Source organism: Streptomyces sp. NPDC017448 (assembly GCF_044330565.1).
GTDB lineage: Bacteria > Actinomycetota > Actinomycetes > Streptomycetales > Streptomycetaceae > Streptomyces.
The window spans coordinates 30,082-53,763 of record NZ_JBIRLM010000007.1 but is presented as its reverse complement, the minus strand read 5'-3'; the positions used below and the strand labels follow the sequence as shown (position 1 = coordinate 53,763).

23 protein-coding genes and 1 tRNA gene are annotated in these 23,682 nt (G+C 71.9%); 8 read left to right on the top strand and 16 right to left on the bottom strand.

Annotation, left to right across the window (positions count from 1 at the left end):
* Window positions 1-9: 9 nt before the first annotated feature.
* From ACH4K1_RS14060 to ACH4K1_RS14040, 5 genes are all read right to left on the bottom strand, one after another.
* A complete protein-coding gene (locus tag ACH4K1_RS14060) occupies window positions 10-3,066 on the bottom strand; it encodes an NPCBM/NEW2 domain-containing protein (protein ID WP_398089357.1) in 3,057 nt (1,018 codons plus the stop codon).
* Between the two features lie 123 nt (window positions 3,067-3,189).
* On the bottom strand, window positions 3,190-4,419 hold the full coding sequence (gene mshC / locus ACH4K1_RS14055) for a cysteine--1-D-myo-inosityl 2-amino-2-deoxy-alpha-D-glucopyranoside ligase (RefSeq protein ID WP_398089355.1): 1,230 nt from the start codon (window positions 4,417-4,419) through the stop codon (window positions 3,190-3,192).
* A gap of 124 nt (window positions 4,420-4,543) precedes the next feature.
* The gene (locus ACH4K1_RS14050; protein ID WP_398089353.1) at window positions 4,544-5,383 is read right to left on the bottom strand and encodes an SCO1664 family protein; all 840 of its coding nucleotides are present in this window, start codon (window positions 5,381-5,383) and stop codon (window positions 4,544-4,546) included.
* Window positions 5,347-5,937 (bottom strand): DUF3090 domain-containing protein, encoded by a 591-nt coding sequence (locus tag ACH4K1_RS14045; RefSeq protein WP_398089352.1) that lies wholly within the window; start codon window positions 5,935-5,937, stop codon window positions 5,347-5,349. The genes ACH4K1_RS14050 and ACH4K1_RS14045 overlap by 37 nt, the downstream gene beginning before the upstream one ends.
* A gap of 70 nt (window positions 5,938-6,007) precedes the next feature.
* Entirely contained in the window at window positions 6,008-6,730 is a 723-nt protein-coding gene (locus ACH4K1_RS14040; RefSeq protein ID WP_398089350.1) for a histidine phosphatase family protein, read from the bottom strand.
* A gap of 55 nt (window positions 6,731-6,785) precedes the next feature.
* On the opposite strand from ACH4K1_RS14040, the gene corA reads away from it, so the two are divergent.
* Entirely contained in the window at window positions 6,786-7,781 is a 996-nt protein-coding gene (gene corA, locus ACH4K1_RS14035; RefSeq protein WP_398089348.1) for a magnesium/cobalt transporter CorA, read from the top strand.
* A 113-nt stretch (window positions 7,782-7,894) separates the two neighbouring features.
* Here the strand turns inward: corA and ACH4K1_RS14030 are convergent, their stop codons facing one another.
* Both ACH4K1_RS14030 and ACH4K1_RS14025 read right to left on the bottom strand, forming a co-directional pair.
* Window positions 7,895-8,683, bottom strand: coding sequence for a ferritin-like domain-containing protein (locus ACH4K1_RS14030; RefSeq protein ID WP_398089346.1), 789 nt, complete (start codon window positions 8,681-8,683; stop codon window positions 7,895-7,897).
* Between the two features lie 224 nt (window positions 8,684-8,907).
* Window positions 8,908-9,957, bottom strand: coding sequence for an LLM class F420-dependent oxidoreductase (locus tag ACH4K1_RS14025; RefSeq protein WP_398089344.1), 1,050 nt, complete (start codon window positions 9,955-9,957; stop codon window positions 8,908-8,910).
* Between the two features lie 138 nt (window positions 9,958-10,095).
* On the opposite strand from ACH4K1_RS14025, the gene ACH4K1_RS14020 reads away from it, so the two are divergent.
* Window positions 10,096-11,079 (top strand): aldo/keto reductase, encoded by a 984-nt coding sequence (locus ACH4K1_RS14020; protein WP_398089343.1) that lies wholly within the window; start codon window positions 10,096-10,098, stop codon window positions 11,077-11,079.
* Window positions 11,076-13,433, top strand: a complete 2,358-nt coding sequence (locus ACH4K1_RS14015) for a helix-hairpin-helix domain-containing protein (RefSeq protein ID WP_398089341.1) — start codon at window positions 11,076-11,078, stop codon at window positions 13,431-13,433. The genes ACH4K1_RS14020 and ACH4K1_RS14015 overlap by 4 nt, the downstream gene beginning before the upstream one ends.
* Before the next feature lie 82 nt (window positions 13,434-13,515).
* Here the strand turns inward: ACH4K1_RS14015 and ACH4K1_RS14010 are convergent, their stop codons facing one another.
* The gene (locus tag ACH4K1_RS14010; protein ID WP_398089339.1) at window positions 13,516-14,181 is read right to left on the bottom strand and encodes a hypothetical protein; all 666 of its coding nucleotides are present in this window, start codon (window positions 14,179-14,181) and stop codon (window positions 13,516-13,518) included.
* A 47-nt stretch (window positions 14,182-14,228) separates the two neighbouring features.
* Here ACH4K1_RS14010 and ACH4K1_RS14005 point away from each other — a divergent pair, with 47 nt between their 5' ends.
* Entirely contained in the window at window positions 14,229-14,417 is a 189-nt protein-coding gene (locus ACH4K1_RS14005; RefSeq protein WP_003970138.1) for a DUF5703 family protein, read from the top strand.
* 70 nt (window positions 14,418-14,487) lie between these two features.
* On the opposite strand, the gene ACH4K1_RS14000 is transcribed toward ACH4K1_RS14005, so the two are convergent.
* From ACH4K1_RS14000 to ACH4K1_RS13990, 3 genes are all read right to left on the bottom strand, one after another.
* Window positions 14,488-15,279, bottom strand: coding sequence for a chaplin (locus ACH4K1_RS14000; RefSeq protein ID WP_398089338.1), 792 nt, complete (start codon window positions 15,277-15,279; stop codon window positions 14,488-14,490).
* Window positions 15,280-15,418: 139 nt separating this feature from the next.
* The gene (gene chpH, locus ACH4K1_RS13995) at window positions 15,419-15,652 is read right to left on the bottom strand and encodes a chaplin ChpH (RefSeq protein WP_015607544.1); all 234 of its coding nucleotides are present in this window, start codon (window positions 15,650-15,652) and stop codon (window positions 15,419-15,421) included.
* Window positions 15,653-15,815: 163 nt separating this feature from the next.
* Window positions 15,816-17,150 (bottom strand): M20/M25/M40 family metallo-hydrolase, encoded by a 1,335-nt coding sequence (locus ACH4K1_RS13990; RefSeq protein ID WP_228991390.1) that lies wholly within the window; start codon window positions 17,148-17,150, stop codon window positions 15,816-15,818.
* A 183-nt stretch (window positions 17,151-17,333) separates the two neighbouring features.
* On the opposite strand from ACH4K1_RS13990, the gene ACH4K1_RS13985 reads away from it, so the two are divergent.
* Window positions 17,334-17,421, top strand: a tRNA-Leu gene (locus tag ACH4K1_RS13985).
* A 151-nt stretch (window positions 17,422-17,572) separates the two neighbouring features.
* On the opposite strand, the gene ACH4K1_RS13980 is transcribed toward ACH4K1_RS13985, so the two are convergent.
* Entirely contained in the window at window positions 17,573-19,369 is a 1,797-nt protein-coding gene (locus ACH4K1_RS13980; RefSeq protein ID WP_398089335.1) for a hypothetical protein, read from the bottom strand.
* Window positions 19,366-20,292 (bottom strand): hypothetical protein, encoded by a 927-nt coding sequence (locus ACH4K1_RS13975; RefSeq protein ID WP_398089333.1) that lies wholly within the window; start codon window positions 20,290-20,292, stop codon window positions 19,366-19,368. Before ACH4K1_RS13975 ends, ACH4K1_RS13980 begins: the two co-directional genes overlap by 4 nt.
* Before the next feature lie 159 nt (window positions 20,293-20,451).
* Between ACH4K1_RS13975 and ACH4K1_RS13970 the strand changes: the two genes are divergently transcribed.
* The gene (locus ACH4K1_RS13970) at window positions 20,452-20,676 is read left to right on the top strand and encodes a helix-turn-helix transcriptional regulator (protein WP_073772899.1); all 225 of its coding nucleotides are present in this window, start codon (window positions 20,452-20,454) and stop codon (window positions 20,674-20,676) included.
* 294 nt (window positions 20,677-20,970) lie between these two features.
* Here ACH4K1_RS13970 and ACH4K1_RS13965 read toward each other — a convergent pair whose 3' ends face one another.
* The gene (locus ACH4K1_RS13965; RefSeq protein ID WP_398089331.1) at window positions 20,971-21,507 is read right to left on the bottom strand and encodes a hypothetical protein; all 537 of its coding nucleotides are present in this window, start codon (window positions 21,505-21,507) and stop codon (window positions 20,971-20,973) included.
* 311 nt (window positions 21,508-21,818) lie between these two features.
* Between ACH4K1_RS13965 and ACH4K1_RS13960 the strand changes: the two genes are divergently transcribed.
* Both ACH4K1_RS13960 and ACH4K1_RS13955 read left to right on the top strand, forming a co-directional pair.
* Window positions 21,819-22,274, top strand: coding sequence for a hypothetical protein (locus ACH4K1_RS13960; protein WP_073772503.1), 456 nt, complete (start codon window positions 21,819-21,821; stop codon window positions 22,272-22,274).
* Between the two features lie 124 nt (window positions 22,275-22,398).
* Entirely contained in the window at window positions 22,399-22,869 is a 471-nt protein-coding gene (locus ACH4K1_RS13955) for a hypothetical protein (RefSeq protein ID WP_143196569.1), read from the top strand.
* A 259-nt stretch (window positions 22,870-23,128) separates the two neighbouring features.
* Here ACH4K1_RS13955 and ACH4K1_RS13950 read toward each other — a convergent pair whose 3' ends face one another.
* Together ACH4K1_RS13950 and ACH4K1_RS13945 are read right to left on the bottom strand one after the other, a co-directional pair.
* Complete coding sequence (locus tag ACH4K1_RS13950) at window positions 23,129-23,389, bottom strand: hypothetical protein (RefSeq protein WP_398089328.1); 261 nt, start codon at window positions 23,387-23,389, stop codon at window positions 23,129-23,131.
* A 128-nt stretch (window positions 23,390-23,517) separates the two neighbouring features.
* A complete protein-coding gene (locus ACH4K1_RS13945) occupies window positions 23,518-23,673 on the bottom strand; it encodes a hypothetical protein (RefSeq protein ID WP_158075006.1) in 156 nt (51 codons plus the stop codon).
* Window positions 23,674-23,682 lie beyond the last annotated feature (9 nt).

The window sequence follows — 23,682 nt, the reverse complement described above, 5'->3', positions numbered from 1 at the left end:
GGGCCGGAGTCAGGCGCAGTGGAACCTCGCCGCGGCCCAGTCGCCGTGGTCCCCGGTCTTGGACCCGTTGGTGTCGGTGACCTTCAGCTGCACACGGCGTACGCCGTCGAGCCCCACCTCCACCGGGACGGTCGCCGAGGCGCCGGTCAGCTTCGGCGAGGTCCAGAGCACCTTGCCGTCGCCCTCCACGGAGAACGCGACCTCCCCGTACCCGTTGATCTCGTCGTCGATCCCGACGTCGGCGGTGAACGCGGTGCACCGGCCGCCGAGGTGGAACGCGATGGCGGAGTCGGCGTGGACGCCGATGCCCTTCTCGTACGAAGTTCCCGCCAGCGTCAGCCTCTTCCCGTCGCTCGCGCCGGACTCCCCGTTGGAGCGGTCGCGTTCGGCCGGGCCGTAGCCGTTGGTCTCGGAGAGCCAGACGAGATCGCTCGCCCAGGCGTCGCCCCCGGGCGGCGGGGGCAGGACGGTGACGGCGAGCCGCTGTTCGCTCGTGCGCTCCTCGCCGCCGGTCCGGTAGCGGGCGAGGGCCGTCAGCGTGGTCTCCCGCACTTCCGCGTCCTTCGGCGGGGTGAGGGCCACCTCGACCCGGCGGGTGGCCCCCGCCGGAATCCGGTCCGGGACCTGGACGGTCGCGGCCTGCCAGCCCTCGGGCGCCCGGAGGGAGACCGTGGTGCCCGTGAGCGCCGTGCTGCCGGCGGTCACGTCGACCAGGACCGTGCCGGGTGTGCCGGCCGCGGCCTCCTGGCCCGCGGGGGCGGTGAGGGCGGCGGCCGCCGAAGCCTTCTTCCCGCCGACCGCGCTGGTGCCCAGCAGCTTCACCGTGAACTTCTTCGCGGTGGTCAGGGGCGCGGTCTTCACGTGCACCACGCCGCCCCGGTCGTCGCGGTCGTACCACCAGCCCTGGCGGGCCCGGTCGTACGCGCTCTTCGACGTCAGCTCGGGCAGGGTCCGGTCCAGCTTCACCGTGCGGGGCTCGGAGCCGGTGTGGACGGTGAACTCGTAGGGGCGGGCGGTCTGTTTGCCGGTGAAGTCGCCCCGGCTCTCGTTGATCGTGACGGAGACGTCGCCCGCCCCGTGCTCCGGCGCGCGGACGTCGGCGCGCTGGGTGGCGTACGCGCCGGCCCGGTGCTCGCGGGTGACGCCGTCGTCCTCGTACAGGGTGAAGGAGGTGTCGCCCTGCGGGTAGACGTCCCAGGCGAGCGGGGAGTCGGCGGTGCGGTCGCGGTACGAGCGGATGCCCGGCCACATCGGGACCGCCGCCCCCGCCTTCACGAAGAGCGGCAGGGTGTCGAGCGGGGCGCTGTAGGTGTCGAGGGTGGTGGGGCCCTGGTAAGTGCGGCCGCTCCAGTAGTCGATCCAGGTGCCCTCCGGGAGGTAGATGTCCTTGCGCTCGGTGGCGTCCTGGTAGACGGGGGCGACGAGGAAGTGCTCGCCGGAGAGGAACTCGTACTTCGCCGCCTCCGTGGCCGCCTTCGGGTCGTCGGGGTGTTCGAGGACCAGCGGCCGGACCATGCCGACCCCGGTCTCGGTGGCCTCGTGGGCGTAGCTGTACTGGTAGGGCAGCAGCGACTCCTTGAGCTTGAGGTAGTCGCGGTTGATCGAGGTGTACGGCTCCCCGTAGCGGAAGGGCTGCTTGTCCTTGGCGGCCCACCCGTCCATGGTCATCGTGGTGCCGAGGAACATCTTCCACTGGAGGTCGCGGGTGTAGGTCTTGGCGCTGCCGCCGAAGATCCCGTCGACGTCACCGGTGGTGTAGGCGAGGCCGGACATGGTGGCGCCCGCGTAGGTCGGGATCTGCCAGCGGATGTACTCCCAGTCGCCCTTCTGGTCGCCGGACCACTGGACGCCGCAGCGCTGCGCGCCCGCCCAGCTCTCCGGGGCCCAGGTGAAGCCGCGGGCGTCGCTGTTGTCCTCGATGCCCCGGTAGGCGTCCTTGCAGGCGTCGAGGGCGAACTTGTAGCCCGGGCCGACCCAGGCGACGTCCAGCTTGGCGACCCGCTGTCCGGCCTTGACCTGGTCGGCGAGGCCGTCGATGCCGTCCTCGGTCCACAGCCCCAGTTCCATGTTCCGGTCCTTGAGCCCCTGGGCGGTCTTCTCCAGGTCCTCGTAGCCGCAGCCGTAGCCGTCGTTGACCAGCATCCAGCCGTTGGGCATGTCGTTCTCGACGTACCCGTCGGCGACCTTCAGCGCGTCCAGGGTGCGGCGCTCGCCCCGGTTGGCGTTGTGGAGGTAGCAGTCGGCGTCGCCGATCTCCATGCCGTAGACGGGCGGCAGGAACGGCTTGCCGGTGAGGTCGGTGTACTGGCCGATGACGTCCTTGGCCCCGCCGCCCGCGAAGTAGTAGGCGTCGAAGCGCCGTTCCTTCGCGCTCGTCGTCACCGGGTCGGTGAACGCGTAGGTGTTGGGGGCGTAGGTGTTGCGGAAGACGCCGTAGCCGGCCGAGGAGAGGTAGAACGGGACGGAGTTGGGGTGGCCGCCGTCGTTCCAGTTGTAGTCGACGGCGACCTCGACGGTCTTGTCGCGGTGGGTCGTGTTGCCCCGGCCGTTCTGCATGCCGGCCCCGTAGAACTGCTCCGTCGCGCCCCGGGCCAGCGTCTGGACGGTCCGCTCGCCGGTCCAGCTCAGGCCCTTCGTCTCGGACCAGACGCGGCTGCCGTCGGCCCGGTGCAGGGCGAAGCGGAGCGGGGTCTTGTAGGCCCGCAGGGTGACCGCGCTCGTCGACAGCTCGTAGCGGTCGCCGCGGTCCTTCCAGCGGGTGCGGGGCGGCGCGCCCTGGGGCAGGACGATGTCGTCGCCGGTGGGGTCGGTGAACTTCCCGTCCGGGGCCAGCTCGATGCGGAAGGTCTCGTCCGAGACGAAGCTGACCCGGGCCTCGGCCTGCCCGGCGGTCAGCCGGTAGACCGCCCCGTCCGCCCGGAAGCCGGTGACGTCCCCGACGGTGGTGGTCTCCGTGCTCTCCGGCGGGGCCTCGTCGGCGTGGGCCCCGCCGGGCCCCGCGAGGGCCGTGAGCAGTCCGAGCAGTGCGGCAACTGCCGCCACCCTCATGCGCGTTGATGTTTGCATAGAGAGCTTTTAGCGCAACTTCGAGCAGCTGACCATGGACAAAAAGGAACCGGCCCGAACTTCGTGCGGAAGTTCAGGGCCGGTCCGGGTGGTCGGATCGGGCGGCGGAGGCCGCTCGCCGTGCTACAGAGCGACCCCCAGCAGGGCGTCGACCGTACGCGAGACGAGGCCGGGCGCACCCTCGTCCGTACCGCCCTCCGCGCCCTGGAGCGCGGCCCAGCGGTCCACCGCGGCCAGGGCGGCGGGGCTGTCCAGATCGTCGGCGAGAGCCTCGCGGACCTCCTCGACCAGCGCGTCGGCGGACGGGCCGTCGGGGCGAGAGACGGCGGCCCGCCAGCGCGCGAGGCGCTCGACGGCGTCGGCCAGTACCTGGTCGGTCCACTCCCAGTCGGAGCGGTAGTGGCGGGAGAGGAGGGAGAGCCGGATGGCCGCCGGGTCCACGCCCTCGCGGCGCAGCGCCGAGACGAAGACCAGGTTGCCGCGCGACTTGGACATCTTCTCGCCGTCCAGGGCGACCATGCCCGCGTGGACGTACGCCCGGGCGAACGGGTGCTCGCCGGTCAGCGCCTGGGCGTGCGAGGCGCCCATCTCGTGGTGCGGGAAGGCGAGGTCGGAGCCGCCGCCCTGGATGTCGAAGCCCATGCCGAGGTGGTCGAGCGCGATGGCGACGCACTCGATGTGCCAGCCGGGGCGGCCCTCGCCCAGGGAGGCCCCGTCCCAGCTCGGCTCGCCCGGACGGGCGGCCATCCAGAGCATCGGGTCGAGGGGGTTCTTCTTGCCGGGGCGCTCCGGGTCGCCGCCGCGCTCGGCGGAGAGCAGCCGCATCGCCTCGGCGTCCAGGCCGGCGACCTCCCCGAAGTGCGGGTCGGCGTCGACGGAGAAGTAGACGTCGCCGTCCAGCTCGTAGGCGGCGCCCGCGCCCCGGAGGCGTTCGACGAGGGGCACGATGGCCGGTATCGCCTCGACCGCTCCGACGTAGTGCCGCGGGGGCAGCATCCGCAGGGCGGTCATGTCCTCGCGGAAGAGGGCGGTCTCGCGCTCCGCCAGCTCGGTCCAGTCCTGACCGTCGCGCACGGCCCGCTCCAGCAGCGGGTCGTCCACGTCGGTCACGTTCTGGACGTAGTGGACCTGCCGCTTGGTGTCGAGCCACACGCGCTGAACCAGGTCGAACGCGTTGTAGGTCGCCGCATGACCCATGTGGGTCGCGTCGTACGGCGTGATGCCGCAGACGTAGATGCGGGCGACGGGACCGGGGTCAAGGGTGATCCGTCCGCCGGTCGCGGTGTCGTGGATCCGAAGGTCGCGGCCCTTGCCGGGCAGGGCGGGGACCTCAGAAGCGGGCCAGGCATGCATGCCATGAGCGTAACCGGACGATGCTTCCGGATACGAACCGGATCCGTCATCCTGTCCGAAGAGGCACTCTTGCGGGAACCCCCGGCGCGTGGCGGACCACCACCGGTCGTCGGACCGGCGGCCCTCAGACCGGCGGCCAGGGGATGGACGGCCACTGCCCGCTCGGCTGCGGATGCGTCCCGCTCCCGACCAGCCCGGCGACCCGCGCGCGCAGGGCCTCCAACTCGGCGGCGGTGATGAGTTCGGCCATCCGGGTGGCGAGGGCGGTCCCCGGCGCCAGCTCGGCGGCGAGCCGGTCCAGCACCCGGCGGGCTTCCTCGGTCAACGGCTCGCCCGCCCACCCCCAGAGCAGGGTCCGCAACTTGTCGTCGGCGTTGAAGGTGACGCCGTGGTCGATGCCGAAGAGCCGTCCGCCGGGGCCGGGCAGCAGATGGCCGCCCTTGCGGTCGCCGTTGTTGATGACCGCGTCCAGCACGGCGAGCCGGCGCAGCCGGGGGTCGTCGGCGTGGACCAGCAGCGCGGTCCTCCCCTCCCCCACCTCCGCGAGGCCCACGGCCTTCCAGCCCTCGCCCGGCTCCTCCCCCTCGACGAGCGCCAGCAAGGAGGGCGCCTCCTCGTCGGACGGGGGGCCGTCGATCCAGAGCTGGCACATTCCCGGCCCGTACGGCCCTTCCCGCAGTACGGTCGGCGGCACCAGGTCCCAGCCGGTCGCCCGGGAGATCTCGTACGCCGCCACCTCCCGCTGGGCGAGAGTTCCGTCGGGGAAGTCCCAGAGCGGCTGCTCCCCCGCGACCGGCTTGTAGGCGCAGGTGCGCTCCTCGCCCTCGTACGCCACCGTGCAGTGCAGCACCGCGTTGGACGCCCCGCCGACCTGTCCGAGGACGGTGAGCGTGCCCTCGGAGAGCAGGGTGAGCAGCTCGGGGTCGGTCAGGCTCCGCGACGGTATCCGTTCTGGCGCGGGCATACGTGTCCTTCCGGATCGAGCGGCAGGCTGCACAGGGGGCACGGCGGGCGGCCGGCGTTGACGACGTCCAGGGCGCGCTTGGCGAAGGCGCGGGCCTGGGCGCCGCTGAGCCGGACGCGGAGCATCGGCGGGCCGTTCTCCTCGTCCTGGAGGAGCCTCTCCTCGGCCTCCGCGAGGTCGTCCTCGGTGTCCGCGTCGAGCTCGACGAGGGCCTGCGCCTCGACGATCATGCGCTGTTCCTCGCCGTCCCAGGCCAGGGCCATGGTGCCGACCCGGAACTCCTCCTCGACGGGGACGTCGAGCGGCGCGGTGTCGGTGACGTCGGTGGGGGCCACGGCGGGCACCGGGGAGCTGCCCCCGGTACGGCGCACGACCTCGTCGAGCAGTTCGTCGATCCGCTCGGCGAGCGCGGCGACCTGGGTCTTCTCCAGCGCCACGCTGGTGACCCGGCCCTGCGCGGACGCCTGCAGGAAAAACGTACGACGGCCAGGCAACCCGACCGTACCGGCCACGAATCGGTCCGGGGGATCGTAGAGGAACACCTGACGGGACACGTCCTGCTCCCTTGAGCTTCGATGGTGGTGGGGCGGCGCTACGGCGCGTCCACCCTACTGCCCGGAGCGATCACGGCGCGCCCGCGCCGCCCCCGACCGTCGCCGCCGCCGTGCCGTCGCCGGAGGGGGAGGCCGCGGCGTCCGCCCCGACCGGGTTCCCGCTCGGGGCCAGGGCGGCCAGGTCGCCGGTGTCGCCGAGCCGCAGGAGGAAGGGCCGCAGCCGGGTGTAGCGGATCGCGGTGACCGAGCAGGGGTCGGCGTGGAGGCGCTGGAAGAGGTCCAGGTGCATGCCCAGCGCGTCGGCCACCAGGGACTTGATGATGTCGCCGTGCGAGCACATGACGTACGCGGCGTCCTCGCCGTGCTCGGTCTCGACGCGGGCGTTCCAGTCGCGTACGGCGTCGACGGCGCGGGCCTGCATCGCGCGCATGGACTCGCCGCCGGGGAAGGCCGCGGCGGAGGGGTGCTGCTGGACGACGGACATCAGGGGCTCGTCGGCGAGTTCGGCCAGCTTCCGTCCCGACCAGTGGCCGTAGTCGCACTCGCTGATCCGCTCCTCGATGTGCAGGGGCAGCCCCGGGCGGGCGTCGAGGAGCGGCTGGAGCGTCTGGCGGCAGCGCTCCAGGGGGCTGCTGACGGCGAGGACCGGGGAGAGGGCGGAGAGCCGGGCGGGAAGGGCCGCGGCCTGTTCGGCGCCGCGTTCGTCGAGGCTGACGCCGGGGGTGCGGCCCGCGAGCACTCCGGCGGTGTTGGCGGTGGAGCGTCCGTGGCGTACGAGGATCAGCGTGGGCATACCCGCCAGCGTAGAGGGCCGGTGGAGGTGCGTAGAGGCGGGTTCACGGGGAAGAATGCCCGCCGTGATCGTGGACTGTGCCATTTACCGGGACGGGCGCCGCACCGACCGGCCCGAAGACTTCTCCGATGCCCTGGACGAGGCGCGGGCCTCGCACGACGCCTTCCTGTGGATCGGGCTGCACGAGCCGACGGAGGCGGAGTTCGACCTGGTCAGCGCGGAGTTCGGGCTGCACCCGCTGGCCGTGGAGGACGCGCTGCGGGCGCACCAGCGGCCCAAGCTGGAGGTGTACGACGACTCGCTGTTCGCGGTGCTCAAGCCGGTCGTCTACGAGCCGGAGAGCGACGCGGTCAGCGCGGACGAGCTGATGGTCTTCATCGGCGACGCGTTCGTGGTGACGGTCCGGCACGGCGAGGGCGCTCCGCTGGCGGCCGTGCGCCGCCGCCTGGAGGCCGAGCCCGAGGTGCTCAAGCACGGGCCGACCGCGGTGCTGTACGCGGTCAGCGACGCGGTCGTGGACCACTACCTGGACGTGGCCGGGGAGCTCCAGGTGGACCTGGAGGAGCTGGAGACGGAGGTCTTCGCGCCGTCCGGCTCGGGCGACTCGAAGAACACCGCCGCCCGGATCTACACCTTCAAGCGGCAGGTGCTGGAGTTCCGCCGGGCGGCCGGCCCGCTGTCGGGGCCGATGACGCGCCTGGCGGGGGCGGGCGTGCCGTTCGTCCACGAGGACGCGCAGCCGTTCTTCCGGGACGTCGCCGACCACCTGACGCGCGCCAACGAGCAGGTGGAGGGGTTGGACCGGCTGCTCTCGGACATCCTGTCGGCGCATCTGGCGCAGATGGGCGTGCGGCAGAACGACGACATGCGCAAGATCTCCGCCTGGGCGGCCATGGCCGCCGTCCCGACGATGGTGGCGGGGGTCTACGGCATGAACTTCGACCACATGCCGGAGCTGCACTGGACGTGGACCTACCCGGTGGTGGTCGGGCTGATGGGCGTGGCCGTGGTCGGCCTGTACCGGCTGTTCAAGCGGCGCGGCTGGCTCTGAGGGCGCCGGGTGCCCGAGAGAGCCGTGGGCCGGCGAGCCCCGGGGCGTTCAGGGCGTACGCGCTCGCCGGGCGTCCGGACGGGCGGGGCGGCGGGGCGGCGGGGCGGCGGGGCTCAGGCGTATTCGTGTTCCGGCGCGGCGGGGGCGCCCAGCGCGTCGCGCCGCCGCGGCGTCTCCAGCCGCACCATGCGCCGCCAGCCGCCCAGGCGCTCGTACGCGTACACCGCGTGGATGCCCGCGGCGAGCACGGCGGCCTTCGGCCGCGACCAGCCCAGCACCCGGCCCATGTGGGCCATCACCGCGAGGCTGACGTCGCGGTAGACGCGGATCTCGGCCAGCGCGCACTCGCGCATGATCCGCTGGATGGTCCGGCCGTGTCCGGCGCGGGCGAGGCGGAGCAGTTCCTCATGGCAGTAGGCGAGGTGGTTGTCCTCGTCGTGGGAGATCATCCTCACCGCCCGCCCGATGTCGGGGTGGTCGGCGAAGTACCGGCGCAGCAGGCGCATCTGCTCGGAGGCCCGCTGCTCGGTGACGCGGCTGTGGGCCAGATAGGTGATGACGTCGCGCTCGGTGAGCCGTTCCTCGCCCCGCAGCCGGGAGTGGGCGAGGCCGATGCCCTCCTGCTCCAGGAGCATCGTGTAGTCGGTCTCCGGCGGGACCTCGACCGGCGGCAGCCCGCGCTTCCTCAGCAGGGCGTTGAAGATCCGGCCGTGCTTGTCCTCGTCGGCGCCGTGCCGGACGATCTTGGGGGCCAGGTCGCGGCCGCTCTCCGGGACGAGGGCGGCGATCCGGGCGTTCTCCCAGCCGCCCTGGGCCTCTCCGCTCGCGGCGATGGAGCAGAAGAGCCGGTAGGACTCGTCGTTGTCCAGGATCTCCTGAAACAGGGTCTGCGCTGAGAGCATGTCGGCCGCCTCCGTACCCGTCGCCCGCGGAGCCGAGGTCCGCCCCGCAGTAGTCCGCACAGAGAGTCAAAGGCGCGTCCGGTCGGTCGGCAACCGGAGCGATCCCGCACGGGGCGCGCCGCCCCGCCGTAACCCCGGGGCGCGCGACGCGTTGTTCCCGGTGACGGCCGTGGCGGGGAGGAACCCCGAGCCCCCACCACGGCCGTAGCGCTGCGCCGGGAGGGTCAGGCGAGTCCGGAGCGCTCCAGGGCGTCCGTGCCGGCGCGCAGGGCGGTGATCCGCTCGTCCAGGGTGAAGCCGGCCGGGGCGAGGTTCAGCGTGGTGACCCCGGCGGCGGCGTACGCCTGCATCCGCTCCGCGATCCGCTCGACGGGGCCGAGCAGCGCGGTCTGGTCGATCAGCCGGTGCGGCACGGCGGCGGCGGCCCCGGCCTTGTCCCCGTCCAGGTACTTGTCCTGGATCTCCGCGGCCTCCTTCTCGTACCCCATGCGCTGGGCGAGCTGGTTGTAGAAGTTCTGCTTGCGGCTGCCCATCCCGCCGACGTACAGCGCGGTGTAGGGGCGGAACATGTCGGCGAGGCCGGTCACGTCGTCACCGACCGCGAGCGGCAGCGTGGGGCTGACGTCGAAACCCTCCATCGTCCTGCCGGCCTTCTCGCGGCCCGCGCGCAACGGCTGGATCGCGGTCTCCTCCAGGTGCTCGGCGGAGGGGAAGATCAGCAGGGCGCCGTCGGCGATCTCACCGGTCTGCTCCAGGTTCTTGGGGCCGATCGCGGCGATGTAGAGCGGGATGTGCTCGCGCTGGGGGTGCACGGTGAGCTTGATCGGCTTGCCCGGACCGCCGGGGAGCGGGAGGGTCCAGTGGGCGCCCTCGTACGACAGGCGCTCACGGGTCATCGCCTTGCGGACGATCTCCACGTACTCGCGGGTGCGGGCCAGCGGCTTGTCGAACTTCACGCCGTACCAGCCCTCGGAGACCTGCGGACCCGAGACGCCGAGGCCCAGGCGGAAGCGGCCTCCGGAGAGCGAGTCGAGGGTCGCGGCGGTCATCGCCGTCATGGTGGGCTGCCGGGCCGGGATCTGCATGATCGCGGAGCCGACGTCGATCGACTCGGTCTGGGCCGCGACCCAGGTCAGCACGGTCGGGGCGTCGGAGCCGTACGCCTCGGCCGCCCAGCAGACGTCGTAGCCGAGCCGGTCGGCCTCCTGCGCGACGGCGAGGTTGTCGCCGTCCATGCCGGCGCCCCAGTAACCGAGATTGATGCCGAGCCGCATAACCGCTCCCCTTACTGATCAGTAACGTCCCTTTCTCCGGACTCTAGCGCGGGCGGCGGCGATGCGGCAGGCCCGGCGGACCTCGGCTTGTCCACAGGCTTCCGCCCGCCGGGGCCCCGGCCAGTAATCTCAGCCTCCATGGAGCAGAGGCATCTCGGCCGTACCGGCCTTCGCGTGTCCCGGATCGGGCTCGGAACCCTCACCTGGAGCCGGGACACGGACGAGCACGTCGCCGCCGACCAGCTGAAGGCCTTCTGGGACGCGGGCGGCACGCTGGTGGACACCGCCGACGTCTACGGCGGCGGCGAGGCCGAGTTCCTGCTCGGGCGGCTCCTCGACACCCTGGTGCCCCGCCAGGACCTGGTCATCGCCACGAAGGCGGGCAACGTCCCCGACCCCTACCGCCGCGTCAACGGCTCGCGCGGGCACCTGCTGGCCGCTCTGGACGCGTCCCTGGAACGGCTCGGTACGGATTACGTGGACCTGTGGCAGATCCACGCCTTCGATCCGGCGACCCCGCTGGAGGAGACGCTCCAGGCGGTGGACCAGGCCGTCTCCTCCGGCCGGGTCCGGTACGCGGGCGTGTCGAACTTCTGCGGGTGGCAGCTGGCGAAGGCCGCGACCTGGCAGCTCGCCGTGCCCGGTGCGCGCACCCGGCTGGCCAGCACGCAGATGGAGTACTCGCTGCTCCAGCGGGGCATCGAGCGCGAGGTCCTGCCCGCCGCGCTGGACCTGGGGCTCGGGCTGCTGCCGTCCTCGCCGCTGGGGCGCGGCGTGCTGACCGGCAAGTACCGCCGGGGCACCCCGTCCGACTCGCGGGGCGCCTCGACCCGGCTCGCCCCGTTGGTCGAGCCGTATCTCGACGAGGCGGCGACCCGGGTCGTCGAGGCGGTGGCGACGGCGGCGGACGGCCTGGCGACGAGCCCGCTCCAGGTGGCGCTCGCCTGGGTCCGGGACCGGCCCGGCGTGACCGCCCCGATCGTCGGCGCGCGCAACGCCGCGCAGCTCACGGAGGCTTTGTCGGTGGAGGCGCTTAGTCTTCCCTACGAGATCCGCCGGGCGCTCGACGATGTGTCGGCGCCCGTGCACCGCTATCCCGACCAGGACTGGAGCACCCTGTGACTGCGCTTCCCGGGGAGACCCCCGGCACGGACGACGCGACGGCCGAGGACGCGTCGGCCGCCGCCCCCGCGCCCGGGGACGGCGCCGAGGACGCGACGCCCTCGGACGGCGGCCCCGCGGCTCCTCCCGCCGCCGAGGAGGGGGAGCCCGGCACGGACGAGAGCGCGACCGGGGACGGCGGCGCGGAGGCGGCGCCCGAAGCCGACGCCTCCGACGCGACGCCCGGAGCCGGTCCGCCCGACGCCGCCCCCGGAGCCGGCTCATCCGACGCCGCGCCCGCCTCCGAGCTCTCGGAGGCGCAGGCCGAGCTGGCCGCCCAGCGCGAGCTGCGGGAGCGGATCGAGAAGCGCAAGGCGGAGAAGGCCGCGCCCATCTCCGCGGGCGGAGGCCTGAGCGGTACGGCCGCCGATCTGCTCGCGGCCGTCCGGGCGGTGGAGAGCGGCGAGAAGGCGGGGACCGCGTTCTTCGCCCGTCCCGCCCCGGCCCCCGCTCCCGCGGCCTCCCAGCGCCCCGACCCGGCCCAGCCGCCCCGGCCCGCCGTGCCCGAGGCCGCTCCCGCGGCGCAGGCCGTCCCGCCGGAGGCCCTGGACGCGGTGCGCGCGGTGCTGGCGGAGGGCGGGGCCCCCGAGGCGCTGGCCCGCCCGGCCGTCGGCGCCCTGGGCGAACAGGCGGCCGAGCTGCTGCGCACCGATCCCTGGCACCTGCTGGCCGTGCCCGGCGTGCGGCCGGAGCAGGCCGACGGGTTCGCACGGGCCCTGCTGGGCGCGGAGTGCGGCCCGGACGACGAGCGCCGGACGGCGGCCCTGGTCGGCTGGCTGCTGGAGCGAGCCGCCCTCCAGGGCCACACCGCGCTGGACGCCGGCGCCGTACGGGCGGCGCTCGCCGAGCACGCGGTCCGCGACCCGGAGGCGGCCGTGCTGAACGCCGTCGAGGAAGGCGTCGCCCTGCTCTTCCGGGAGGGCGGTGACCCGGAGGCGGACGAGGCCGAAGCGGACGGGACCGGGGCGGACGAGGACGGAGCGCACGAGGCGGGCCCCGCCGAGGGTGCCGACGCGGCCGCGGAGCCGGCCCGGGTGCTGTTGGGCCTGGACCGCTACGCCCTGGCCGAGGAGAGCCTCGCGGACGGCCTGGCCCGGCTCGTCAACACCTGCGAGAAGGCCGCCGACTGGACGGAGGCGGCCGCGGCCGCCCCGAGCCCCTCGGCCGCCGAGCTGATCCGTACGGTCGCGTCGGCCGGACTGGTCGCGCACAGCGGCGGTGAGGCGGCGCGGGCCGAGCCCGCCGCGCTGATCGCGGCGGCGCGCGGTCTGGGGCTGCGGGCCTTGGGCGCGGCCCACAGCGAGGACGGCCGCCGACGCCTCGCGGCGGCCACCGGCGACCCGGACACGGCGGTCACCCTGGCCGGTCTGCTCTCCGGCGCGCAGGGCCCCGGCCGCGACGAGGACGGGGCGCTCGCCCTGGACCTGCTGGTCGTGCTGGACGCCCCGCAACTGGACGTGGAAGGCGCGGCGGTCCTGGTCGAGGCGCTGGCGGACGGGGCCCGGCTGGTGCTGAGCGGCGACCCCGGCGTGCTGGGCTCGGCGGGGGCCGGGCGGGTCTTCGCCGATGTGCTGGCCGCCCGTGCCTGTCCTCAGGTCGTCTCCCGTACCCCGGACCCCGGGCCGATCGGCGAACTGGTCTCGGGCATCGGCATCGGTGAGCTGAACCAGGTCGACGCCCCGGGCAAGGAGGTGGTGATCGTCCCGGTCCGCGACGCGGGCGAGGCGGTCCACCGCACCGTGCAGCTGGTCGCGGACTCGGTGCCCCGGGCGTTCTCCATCCCCGCCGAGGAGACCCAGGTGATCACCGTGGGCCACGGCGGGGCCGCCGGGACCAGGGTGCTGAACGAGGCGCTCAAGCGGCGGCTCAACCCGGGCCCCGGCCGGTTCGGCGGGTTCGACCCGGGCGACCGCGTGGTCCATGTGCCCGCGCCCGGGCGGGCGGTCCCCGGGGTGGTGCGCTCGGCCGACGCGGAGGGCCTGCACCTGGAGTGCGGGGGCCTCCCCGTCGTCGTACCGCAGGGGCGGGTGGAGTCGTCGGTGCGGCACGGCTGGGCCCTCAGCGCCCATCAGGCGGCCGGGATGCGCTGGCCCGCCGCGGTCGTCGTGCTGCCGGGCGACGCGGCGCAGGGGCTGAGCCGGCCGTGGGTGTACACGGCGTTCAGCCGGGGCGAGCGGCATCTGTCGGTGGTCCACGGGGCCGACCGGGCGCTCCCGCACGCGGTGGCGGAGGTCCCGGCCCAGGAGCGGACGACCCGGCTGCGCCGGCTGCTGGAGGCGCTTCCGACGCCCGACGCGGCGTCCCTGAGCGGATGACCGGGGCCGGCGGCGGCCGGCCCGGACAGCGGCGGGGGCCGGTGCGTGGCGCACCGGCCCCCGCCGTCACCTCCGGTGGGGATCAGCGGCCGCCCCCGGCGGGGCCGGTGAAGTCCTCGTCGGGCTCGTCCTCCTCGTCGAAGACCGCGCTGACGTCGAAGCGGCAGACGACCAGTTCGGGGTCGGCGTCCTCGAACGGGGCCCCCAGCCACTCCCCCGGCTCCGGCGGGGCGTCCGCGGCCGAGACCCAGAGCGTGGAGTCGCCCTCCTCCAGGCCGAACTCCTTGTGCCGGGAGGCGATCTCGTCCGGTTCGTACTCGCCGAAGAGCACGCCGAGCGCGGCGTGGACGCTGGTTCCAACCACCGGGGCCGTGTCCGGCCGGCCCCCGGGCCCCGCGTCGAGGTCGGCGAGGCGCTGGGCCTGTGCGAGGAGGCGCGGGGGCTCCGCGACCACGTAGTCGCGCCGGATCAGGACGCTGAGCGCACTGGGCTCGGCGGGACCGGCGTAGGGGGGCAGGGTGTCGTCGGCACCGGGGATCTCGAAGGGAGTGACTTCGTCGTAGCGGTCGTAGAGGAGTTCGTCGTAGACCTCGGAGGCAGCGGCCAGGGCGTTGAACGCGTCGTAGACGGCGGGGTCGTCGTCCCCGGTGCGGCGTTCGACCGCGTCGAGGTGACGGTCGATCGCGGTTTTGACCGCTTCGGCGGCGGCACGTACCTCGGCAGCGGTGGGCTGCGCAGCATCAGACATAGTGCAGACGCTATCCGTACCGGGGCTCTGCCCGCACAATAGATGCGATGCCGGAATACGAATTCGTCGACGTGTACGTGCCGCGCGGGGTCTCCCGCAAGGAAGCGGCCCGACTTCTGACCGACCACGCCGAGTACGGGCACTGGGAGCTGGACCGCCTGACGCTCCGCAGGGACGGCAGCCGCAGGGTGCGGCTGCGCAGACGGATCATCCGTCAGCTGCGGGCCACCTGGTGACATGGAGCGGGCCCCGCGAACGCGGGGCCCGCTCTTCACGTCTCGGCTCTGCCGTGCCGTGTGCGCCGGGTCAGGCGGCGCCGCGCGTGCGGCGGTAGAGCACCGACCCCGCTCCGGCGAGCAGCAGGCCGGCGGCGGCCGGGATGAGCACGTCGAGCCCGTCCCCACCGGTCTGCGCGAGCTGCTCCTCGGGGAAGTGGGGCTCGGGGGTGTTCGGCTCGGGCGGCTGGTTGGCCGGCGGGTCGACCGGCTTCTCCGGGGTGACCGGGGGCTTCTCCGGCTGCTCGGGCGGCGGGGGCGGAACCTCGGAGTCGTTGGTGCAGCTGTTGCCGAAGGCGGGGTTGAGCAGTCCGACGACGCTGACGGAGTTGCCGCAGACGTTGACCGGGATGTGGATCGGCGCCTGGATCGAGTTGCCGGAGAGGATGCCGGGCGAGCCCTGGGCGACCCCTTCGGCCGTGGCGCCGCCGCTGCCCGGGGCGCGGTGGCGTCCGGTGCCGGGCTCGGTGTGCCGGTCCGACGCGGTGGTGTCGCCGGCCTGGGCGCCGTTGCCGGAGCCGCCGGGGGCCGTGCGGGTCTCCGGGGCGGCCGAGCGGTCCCCGGCGCGGTCGGATGCCGCTGATCCGTTTCCGCAGTCGTTTCCGCCGGCGGGGTTGAGCAGTCCGCCGACGCTGACGGAGTTGCCGCAGACGTTGACCGGGATCTCGATCGGGACCTGGATCGAGTTGCCGGACAGTACGCCCGGGGAGCCGGCGGCCGTGGCGCCCGCTCCGGAGTCGGCGTGGGCGTATCCGCCACTGAGTGCGAGCACTCCGCCCGCAGCCGCCATGGTGATCAGGCCTTTACGAGTGACCTGTCGCATAGGTTCGTTTCCTGCCTTCTGGCTTCCGAAAAACCCCCGGACATGACCGTGCGGGAGCCGAATGCCGAACAGTCCCGGAGTGCATGGGGTGCACTCCGGGACCGGTCGAGCTCAAACCCTTACGGGTCGACGTTCAACGTCAGGCGTTGACGCAGGTGTTGCCGAAGGCGGGGTTCAGCAGACCGATCACGGAGACCGTGTTGCCGCACAGGTTGATCGGCACGTGGACCGGAACCTGGACGACGTTGCCGGAGAGCACGCCGGGGCTGCCGATGGCGGCACCCTGGGCGCCCGCGTCGGCGGAAGCCATTCCCGCACCCGCGAGAACGAGGCCACCGGTGGCAGCCGCAACTGCGACGACCTTCTTGATCATGATTCCTCCTAGTTGGAAAGCGCGGTCCCAGCCGCGGACCGCACACCGTGTAACGAGGAGGGGGTGGCGGAGCTACGTGTGAACGGCTCGTTTCACTCGTTCGGACATCCCCGCACAGGTGGACGAATCGCGTGGCGAATCGGCTGTCGGGCGGTCATGACGGTCAGGAATGGTCGATGAACCGGTCGAGCACCCGCACGCCGAACTGCAGACCGTCGACCGGAACCCGCTCGTCCACTCCGTGGAACATCCCGGCGAAGTCCAGCTCCGGCGGCAGCTTCAGCGGGGCGAAGCCGAAGCCCCGGATGCCCAGGTCGTCGAAGGACTTGGCGTCGGTGCCCGCCGAGAGCATGTACGGCACGGCACGGGCGATCGGGTCCTCGGCCACCAGCGCGGTCTGCATGGCGTCGACCAGGGCGCCGTCGAACGTGGTCTCCAGGGCCTTGTCCGCGTGCACGTCCTCGCGCCGGACACGGGGGCCGAGGATGCGGTCCAGGTCGGCCAGGAACTCCTCCTCGTACCCCGGCAGGAACCGGCCGTCCACGTGGGCGGTCGCCTGACCCGGGATGACGTTGACCTTGTAGCCGGCCCCCAGCTGGGTGGGGTTGGCGGTGTTCTGGAGGGAGGCGCCGATGAGCTTGGCGATGCCGCCCAGCTTGGCGAGCGTCTCGTCCATGTTCTCCGGGTCCAGCTCGGTGCCCAGCGCGTCCGAGAGCTCGTCCAGGAAGTGCCGCAGCGTCTTGGTGACCCGCACCGGGAACTTGTGCCGGCCCAGCCGTCCGACCGCCTCGGACAGCTCCGTGATGGCGTTGTCCTTGTGGATCATGGAGCCGTGCCCGGCGGTGCCGTCCACGGTCAGCTTCATCCAGTGCATGCCCTTCTGGGCCGTCTCCACCAGGTAGAGCCGCAGGTTCTCGTTGACGGTGAAGGAGAACCCGCCCACCTCGCTGATCGCCTCGGTGACGCCCTCGAAGAGGCCGGGGTGGTGGTCCACGAGGTAGCGGGCCCCGTACGTGCCGCCCGCCTCCTCGTCCGCGAGGAAGGCGAGCACGATGTCGCGCGGGGGCTTGCGGCCGGTGCGCATCCTCTCCCGGACGACCGCGAGGGTCATCGCGTCCATGTCCTTCATGTCGACCGCGCCCCGGCCCCAGACGCAGCCGTCCGCGATCTCCCCGGAGAACGGGTCGTGCGTCCAGTCGGCGGCGTTGGCCGGGACGACGTCGGTGTGCCCGTGGATGAGGAGCGCCGGACGGGAGGGGTCCTCGCCCTCGATCCGGGCGACGGTGGAGGCCCGGCCCTTGTGCGACTCGAAGATCTGCGGCTCCAGCCCGACCTCCGCGAGCTTCTCCGCCACGTACTCGGCCGCGAGCCGCTCGCCGGGCCCCGAGTGGTCGCCGTAGTTGCTGGTGTCGATCCGGATCAGGTCGCGACAGAGGTCGACGACCTCCTGCTCGGCGCTGCCGCCGGTCGCGGTCCGGCCCGTGCTGCTCTCGCTCACGCTGGTTCCCTCCACTGTCGCTGCGGTGCTCCTCCTCATCCTCCCGCGCCCGCGGCGTACGCCCAAGGCCGCACACCCCCCGTCACGCACCGTTCACAGCCGCCGGGGCGGGATCGAGCACCCTCGAATGTTTGCTATGGTTTTCCACGTCGGAACGGGCACGGCCCGCGAGACAGACACCTTGTCCGGGTGGCGGAATGGCAGACGCGCTAGCTTGAGGTGCTAGTGCCCTTTATCGGGCGTGGGGGTTCAAGTCCCCCCTCGGACACCAGGGTCAACCGACCAAATGGAGCCGGTCAAAGCGACGCAATGTCGCTCTGACCGGCTCTGTTGTTGTGCATAGACGTGATTTGGCCCCCTGCGGTTCGCAGGGGGCCAAATCTGTTTCTGCTGGTCAGGTGGGGCTCGGGGGGTGGGGTGGATCAGCTTTCGGGGCTGAGGGCGGGGAGGTAACCCTTGGGGGTCCAGTCGCGTGGGTTCTTGGGCTTGTGGCGGTTGGAGGGACGGCGGCGGGCGGGCTGGGCCTCGGTGGGAAGGGTGCTGAGCCAGGCTGTGAGTTTGCGGTGGTTGGCGTGGGCGATCTGGAAGGCGAGAAGGAGAGACTGGGCGGCGATGCCGCGGATGCGGCGGGTGCGACTGCGCTCGATGGCTTCCTGGTCCTTGGCATAGCCATTGAAGTGTTCGACGCGGTTACGCAACCGGAAGTAGTGGTGGACCCAGGGGGCGAGGCCGTGGTCGAGTTCCTGCCAGTAGCGGATGCCGACGTCGCGGGCGAAAGTGAGTGACTCCTTGCGGCAGATCGCGGGTGGGCCGGCCGGGGTGGGTGTGATGTCGACGACGGGCAGGTGGTGGCCCTTACCGAGGCTGCGGGATTTGAGGTGGCAGGCGACAGTGGGATGGGTGCCTGCGGCGGGGCAGAGCATCCGGCGGGCCCCGCGGGGGTCGGGAGCCGCCTTGGGCCGCAGCCGATAGGCGGCGCGTGCGTGAATACGGGCATGCCAGGTGGCTTTGTCGATCTTCTTGTTCAGGATGTCGGCAGTGGTGGTGAGCAGTGGTTCGGGCAGGCTGGGGCAGTACCAGGTGCCGTCGACGAGTAGAGCGCCAGCATGGGACTCCTGGATGCCGAGCTGGTCGATGCGGTAGTCCCAGATGGGCCGGTAGCCGAGGTCGCGGACGGGAATGTGGAAGGTTTCGGGCACGGCCGCGTTGTAAGCGCGGTCGGCGGCGAGCCAGCCTGCCGTGTAGCCGCGGCGGCGGACGTTACGCAGGGCGGTGACGGCGTTACCCGCAGGGTCGTGTCCGGGTTTGTGGACGGTGAACGCGAGGGTGAGTGCGGGAAGTCGATGCTCGTCCGCTTGAGCCGGTAGGGGCATTCCGCCCCGCGGGGTGTCGGAGGTGGCGCCTGTGACGACCAGGGTGGCTTCGTAGCCGTATAGGACACGTTTGGCCTTCTTGGCCCTTTTTGCCTTTTCGCTGCCCTTGGGGGTGTCGGAGGGGTCCCGGTGGTCGCCTTCTCGAACGTAGAACGCGGCGTCGGGGTCGGTGGAGGTGAGTGCGTCTGTGGTGCTGACGCCACGTGAGAATGTGCGGATCGGGGTGGCATCCACGGCAACCGAGCCGTCCCATCGCTCCTCGATCATCCGCCGGGCGGGGGTGAGTGAGGCTTCGACGATTCGGTTGGTGACCTCGACGAGCAACTGGCCTCGGACGGCCAGCTGTTCGTGGTCTGCTTCCTGTTCCAGGCGCAGCGCTTCGGCGCGCGGCAGGCGTCGCTTGGGTAGGGCCGACGGATCCATCACGGATTCGCATGCGTGGAAGACGCGGCGCGCCGCCTGGTATGCGGCCTCGAATCCGGCGGCAGTGTCGGGCCAGACCGGAAGTGAGAGTTGAGCGCGCGCGGTGGGGGTGAGTTGGTACGCAAGAAGGTCGATGACCTCGGCGAGGACGACACGGCCGTGGTTGCGGAAAGCGGCCAGAGTCATTCCTACGAAGAGGGCGTACGGGGTCACGGTGCGGACGCGGCCGGCGTTGGACTTGCGGGTCTGGCGCAGAGCGTCATTGAGGAGCGGTGCCACACCGGATCGGTCAATGAAGCGGCGAGCGTGGACCAGCTCGCTGGCTTTGACCGGCTGCCGCCGGTCCCGCAGCTGGGCGAACCACGCGGAAGAGAATCCCGCGGCACACGAGTGGGCTTCGGGGGCGTTGAAGTCGATACTCACGGCGTCTCCCTGAGGATGGTGCGGGCCTCGTCCGCTGCGACGCCCTGGAGGTAGGGCAGGAGGCGGGAGAGGGCGTGCAGCGAGTCGAGACCCGCGGCGGCCAGCAGCACTGGCAGTTTGATGGGCACGTTCATGCGCTCGACAAGCCAGGTCGCGCGGCAGCGACCCATGACCAGGCGGGGTACGCGAGGGTCACGGGATGCGCGGTAGACGAGGTCTGTGACGGTATTGCTTCCGCGGGCGAAGCTGTTGGGGCGGAAGAGGAAGCTGGTCCCGGCACGCTGGGAGGCTTCCGTGAGCGTGCGCTCGTAGGGCCTCGCGCAGACGATCAGACGGGTGCGCTTCCCCCGGATGGCCAGGACGCAGGACCCGTCGTCCATCACGCGGACGTCGGGACCGCGCAGTGGGATCACCTCGGAGGTGTCGAGGCCGCAGCCCAGTCCGAGGGCCAGCAGCAGACGCAGGCCCTGGCGTAGTTCCTCGGTGGACTGGCCACCCGACCAGGCCCACAGGTCCGCCCCCTGGGTGCCTGTATACGGCTCGGAAGGGTCGGAAGCGGAGAGCGGGACAGGGCGGCCGCCGGGAAGGTCAGGCCCGTAGACGGCGACGCGGATAGCGGTGAGGCAGGCCCGGTAGTTCGCGCGGCAGGACTTCTTCACGTCGGTACAGCCTGCCGTGGTGAAGTGCTCGACCATTTCGGGGTCCAGCCAGCGCCGGGCGTCTGCCGGAAGGCCCTGATGATCGGCGAAGACGGCGAGCCGGGTCAAGGCGGTGAGGAGGTCTCGGGCACGGTGGCTGGTCAGTGGTGCGGCGCGGGAGATCGTGGCGCGCACCTCGTCGGCGACACGCTCCCAGGCAGGCGGCGCGTTGTTGGGGCGGTACTGCACGATGCGGCGCTCCATCAGCATCCTCCAGACGAACACCCCTGGAGGGGTGCTATTGGAATACCATGCTGGATGTTGGGGGACACCGTGCGACCCAGGAGATCCGGATGGGTGAGACTGGGGCTCGTGCCCCGAGGAGACAGCCGTTCCGTACGCCCGCGTGGATTCGTCCAGGCCGGAGCTTGGCCAAGAGCCGTGTTGGCTGACCATCACGGAGCCAAGGTCGCCCAGGCTCTGGCTCTCGCGCTCGCTGCGGCGCTGGAGCGGGCGGGCTGGTCGGTGGCCGAGCTGTCCCGTCGCAGCGACGTAAGTCGGCTGACCATCGCCAACGTCCTGAAGGGTGAGGTCTGGCCGGACCTGCTGACCATCGCCAGCCTCGAGAAGGCCTTGGAGTGCGATCTCTGGCCGGGCCGCGGGGTGTGAAGGGGTATGCCGAAGCGGGGTGGGATTGGGGGATGCCATCGAAGCCGTCCTCGACCGGGTGGACCCGCTCTTCGCGGTCGCCCGAAGGGATGACGGCATGGCCGTACCCGGCCGCCTGGCGCGACGTTCGCGCTAAGGTGCCGGAAACGGCCGTGCCGTGCTGACTGCCCGGCGCCCGCTCTCGAGCGGGCACCAGGGCACCGTGACAAGGGTCTGCTCAGGCATGGGGCCGTTCAGGGCCGCCGCCGATGTAGGAGTTGGCGGCGGCCCGTACCTGTACCGGAGCGTGTGTGGTCAACTCGTGGCGGCCTCCCCGTCGGGCGGAGTGGAGCTCGCCCGGCTGTACAGAACGGACCGGGGCGGTACCGAGCGTCTAGCCAGGCAGCCCTGCTGCGCGAGCTCTTCGACAAGGACCCGGAGACTGCGTAGGTTGGGCTGCGCGATCGCCTCGCCGATCTCACGGACATTCCACGCGCGATCCCCGCTGCCTTCGACAAGCGCCAGTACCTGCATCCGCCGCGTCAATCGCACCTCGCCGGCCCCGCCCCCTCGGCGCCCGGACAGATCATCGCCTCGTCCGGCCTGAGGCGGCACGAAAGGGCCGCGTGGCGTCTCGTGTGCCTGTCCGCCAGATGCGCTGCCGCCCGAAGGGGGCGGCCCGGCCTGCCCGGGGAAGGTGCAAGGTCGCCCCTCCAGCGCCTCGAGCTTCATGATCACAATGCCTACCCGCACGCTGAACTCGGCGACCTCCTCTTGGAGCTGCTTGAGTTTTTCGACGGCCCCACCGGGATCGGAAACAGCCGCCTCCCAGTCCAGGCTGATGCTGTCCATGGCGCACACCCTAGGGCTGTGTCGCAGTACACAGCGCACCCAGGCGGAGGAGTCCACCCTGATGAGTGATGACCGCCGAGCTGCCAAGACAGGTGCCGCCCATGACGCCGTCGGCATGCGCACTCGACCTGTCATGACAGGTGTGCGCAGGATGCCACCCACCTGTATGACGTGTGTGGGTCAGTGTGCATCGCCCACAGGTGGTTGACCCGTCTCGCACGCGCCGCCGCGACCGTTTCCACTGCACAGGTCTACGACCTGTATGGCCCTCCAAGGATGCCAATTAAATAACATGACATGAAAGTGGAGGTGTGCCTATTCCGCCTCCGCGCCTGCGCCGCATCGTCCTCCTTCTCCTGCTCGACCGCAGCCGCAGGAGCGTCCTGCTCTCCGGGGGCCGCAGGCTGACACCTCCCTCTTTCCCAGTCACCTGCGGGCAGAGCTACCACTACGCCGCAGCACGGGCCGCCGAACTCCGGTGGGGGTTGTCCCTCCTGCAGATCGCCCCGGTCGTGTGCCATGTCTGGGCCACGCCGCCAGGCAGGCCGGCCGGTGTACGGACCGAGCGCCGGCTCCTGATCGCCTCCGTCCGGCAGCCCGACCTGCTCCGCCTTCTGAAGAAACCGCCAGCGCGTACGCGGTGGCGCCCTCTGGACAGCCTGCGTCAGCGCGATTCGCCGACAGAGCCGGTCGACCTGGCCGCCATCGTCGAGGGCTACTGGGACGGCTGGCTTCCCGACGGACCGCTGACCGTGGACTGGCACTGATTCGGGACCCGAGCCGACGTAGAACCGGCGACAGGCCGTCCCGCATGCGGCCGCGGTCACCATTTCGAGGGACTGCCACCTACCCCGCTTGGGCTGCCGTGCGGCTACAGCTAGCGTCGGGGGCGTGGCACATTCAGATCCGGGTCCCGGCCCGACAGCACCTGCGGACTTCGAATTCTTGAAGGAGGAGTGGAGCCGTCGGAGGGCCAAAGCCTCCGAGGAACTCCACTACTTTGACACCCTCCTGCAGTCCGCTCAGGACATTGAGGAGATCAAGGACCTCTGGAACCAACTCGCTGCCGGTCCCATCCGCCACCCTCTGTTTTCGGCCGCCCGACAGGAAACTGAGGCAACCGCATCCCCTTCCCACGCTGCCATCGAACTCAGCATCGAGCAGATCCTCTTGCTGATGCAGCAGCAACCACCGCGACTCTGGCGGGCCAAAGACGTCGCCGTCGCCTTGTCGCATCCCTCGCTTGCTGAAGTACGGGACTTCCTCAAGGTTATGGCGCAGAGTGGCCACCTCGAAGAAGTCCGTCGAAAAGGCCGCCACATCCTCTTCCGGGTCCCTGTCGCATCCGCAACTGTCGACTGAACTTCGCTGAGGAGAGCGACAGGTGACCGGCAACACCAGGTGGAGGACTGGCCATAGTCCTCGCCCTGCGGGCCGTATGCCCCTCACGACCGACGCGGTGGGTCGCGGCGCTGGCCGGATCGTCGTTGATCTGCGCTGTCTCACAGAACGGATGGCAGGTGCCGCCGTAGGGGCAGCAGGCCGGCCCGGGGGCGGGGCCCATGGCCGGGATACGTGACAGGCGGCCTTCGGCGCGTCCTCACCGTCGACACCCCCCTCGTCATCCAGTCCTGGACGTGCAGGGCCGGGATACCTGCGGCCCGAAGAGCTGCGCCAGCTGCCGCGTGGCGGCCGCGCAGAAGTCGGGTGCTGCACTGCTGACCGTACTGGTGTGAGTCAAGCCGAACAGGACGGCCGGTGCTCCGTCAGGGCCGAACAAGTCGTGGATCTCCTGCAGCGGGCCGGTCTGGCTGAACGCGGCCCCAGCCAGGCCGTCATGGCGCCAGAACGCTTTGGGATACTTGACGACGACCTTGACCACGGCCCCCATCCACACGGGGTCTGCTCCACTGCGGCGACGAGGTCCGCAGGCAGCTGGCCGTCGAAGTCGATGCGGGCTAAGCGGGCGTGGGCGGCACGGCCACGATGACGCAATGGGGGTGTGGACCGTCAAGCCGGAGGGGTGGCGCGGATCGCGGTGACCAGGGTGGCGAGCTGGACGGTGCCCGATGGCAGCGCGGCCGCGAGCGTATCGGTCAGCGCCGCGGCGCCGCTGGTGAAGCGGTTGGAGTGGCCATCGATCGGGTTGCCTTCCAGGTGCTGCACGCCACCCGC

Bases quoted from the DNA above. Each gene is read 5' to 3' on its own strand.
- ACH4K1_RS14060 (WP_398089357.1), bottom strand. From the start codon at position 3,066: ATGCAAACATCAACGCGCATGAGGGTGGCGGCAGTTGCCGCACTGCTC.
- mshC (WP_398089355.1), bottom strand. From the start codon at position 4,419: ATGCATGCCTGGCCCGCTTCTGAGGTCCCCGCCCTGCCCGGCAAGGGC.
- ACH4K1_RS14050 (WP_398089353.1), bottom strand. From the start codon at position 5,383: ATGCCCGCGCCAGAACGGATACCGTCGCGGAGCCTGACCGACCCCGAG.
- ACH4K1_RS14040 (WP_398089350.1), bottom strand. From the start codon at position 6,730: ATGCCCACGCTGATCCTCGTACGCCACGGACGCTCCACCGCCAACACC.
- corA (WP_398089348.1), top strand. From the start codon at position 6,786: ATGCCCGCCGTGATCGTGGACTGTGCCATTTACCGGGACGGGCGCCGC.
- ACH4K1_RS14030 (WP_398089346.1), bottom strand. From the start codon at position 8,683: ATGCTCTCAGCGCAGACCCTGTTTCAGGAGATCCTGGACAACGACGAG.
- ACH4K1_RS14025 (WP_398089344.1), bottom strand. From the start codon at position 9,957: ATGCGGCTCGGCATCAATCTCGGTTACTGGGGCGCCGGCATGGACGGC.
- ACH4K1_RS14020 (WP_398089343.1), top strand. From the start codon at position 10,096: ATGGAGCAGAGGCATCTCGGCCGTACCGGCCTTCGCGTGTCCCGGATC.
- ACH4K1_RS14010 (WP_398089339.1), bottom strand. From the start codon at position 14,181: ATGTCTGATGCTGCGCAGCCCACCGCTGCCGAGGTACGTGCCGCCGCC.
- ACH4K1_RS14005 (WP_003970138.1), top strand. From the start codon at position 14,229: ATGCCGGAATACGAATTCGTCGACGTGTACGTGCCGCGCGGGGTCTCC.
- ACH4K1_RS14000 (WP_398089338.1), bottom strand. From the start codon at position 15,279: ATGCGACAGGTCACTCGTAAAGGCCTGATCACCATGGCGGCTGCGGGC.
- chpH (WP_015607544.1), bottom strand. From the start codon at position 15,652: ATGATCAAGAAGGTCGTCGCAGTTGCGGCTGCCACCGGTGGCCTCGTT.
- ACH4K1_RS13965 (WP_398089331.1), bottom strand. From the start codon at position 21,507: ATGGACAGCATCAGCCTGGACTGGGAGGCGGCTGTTTCCGATCCCGGT.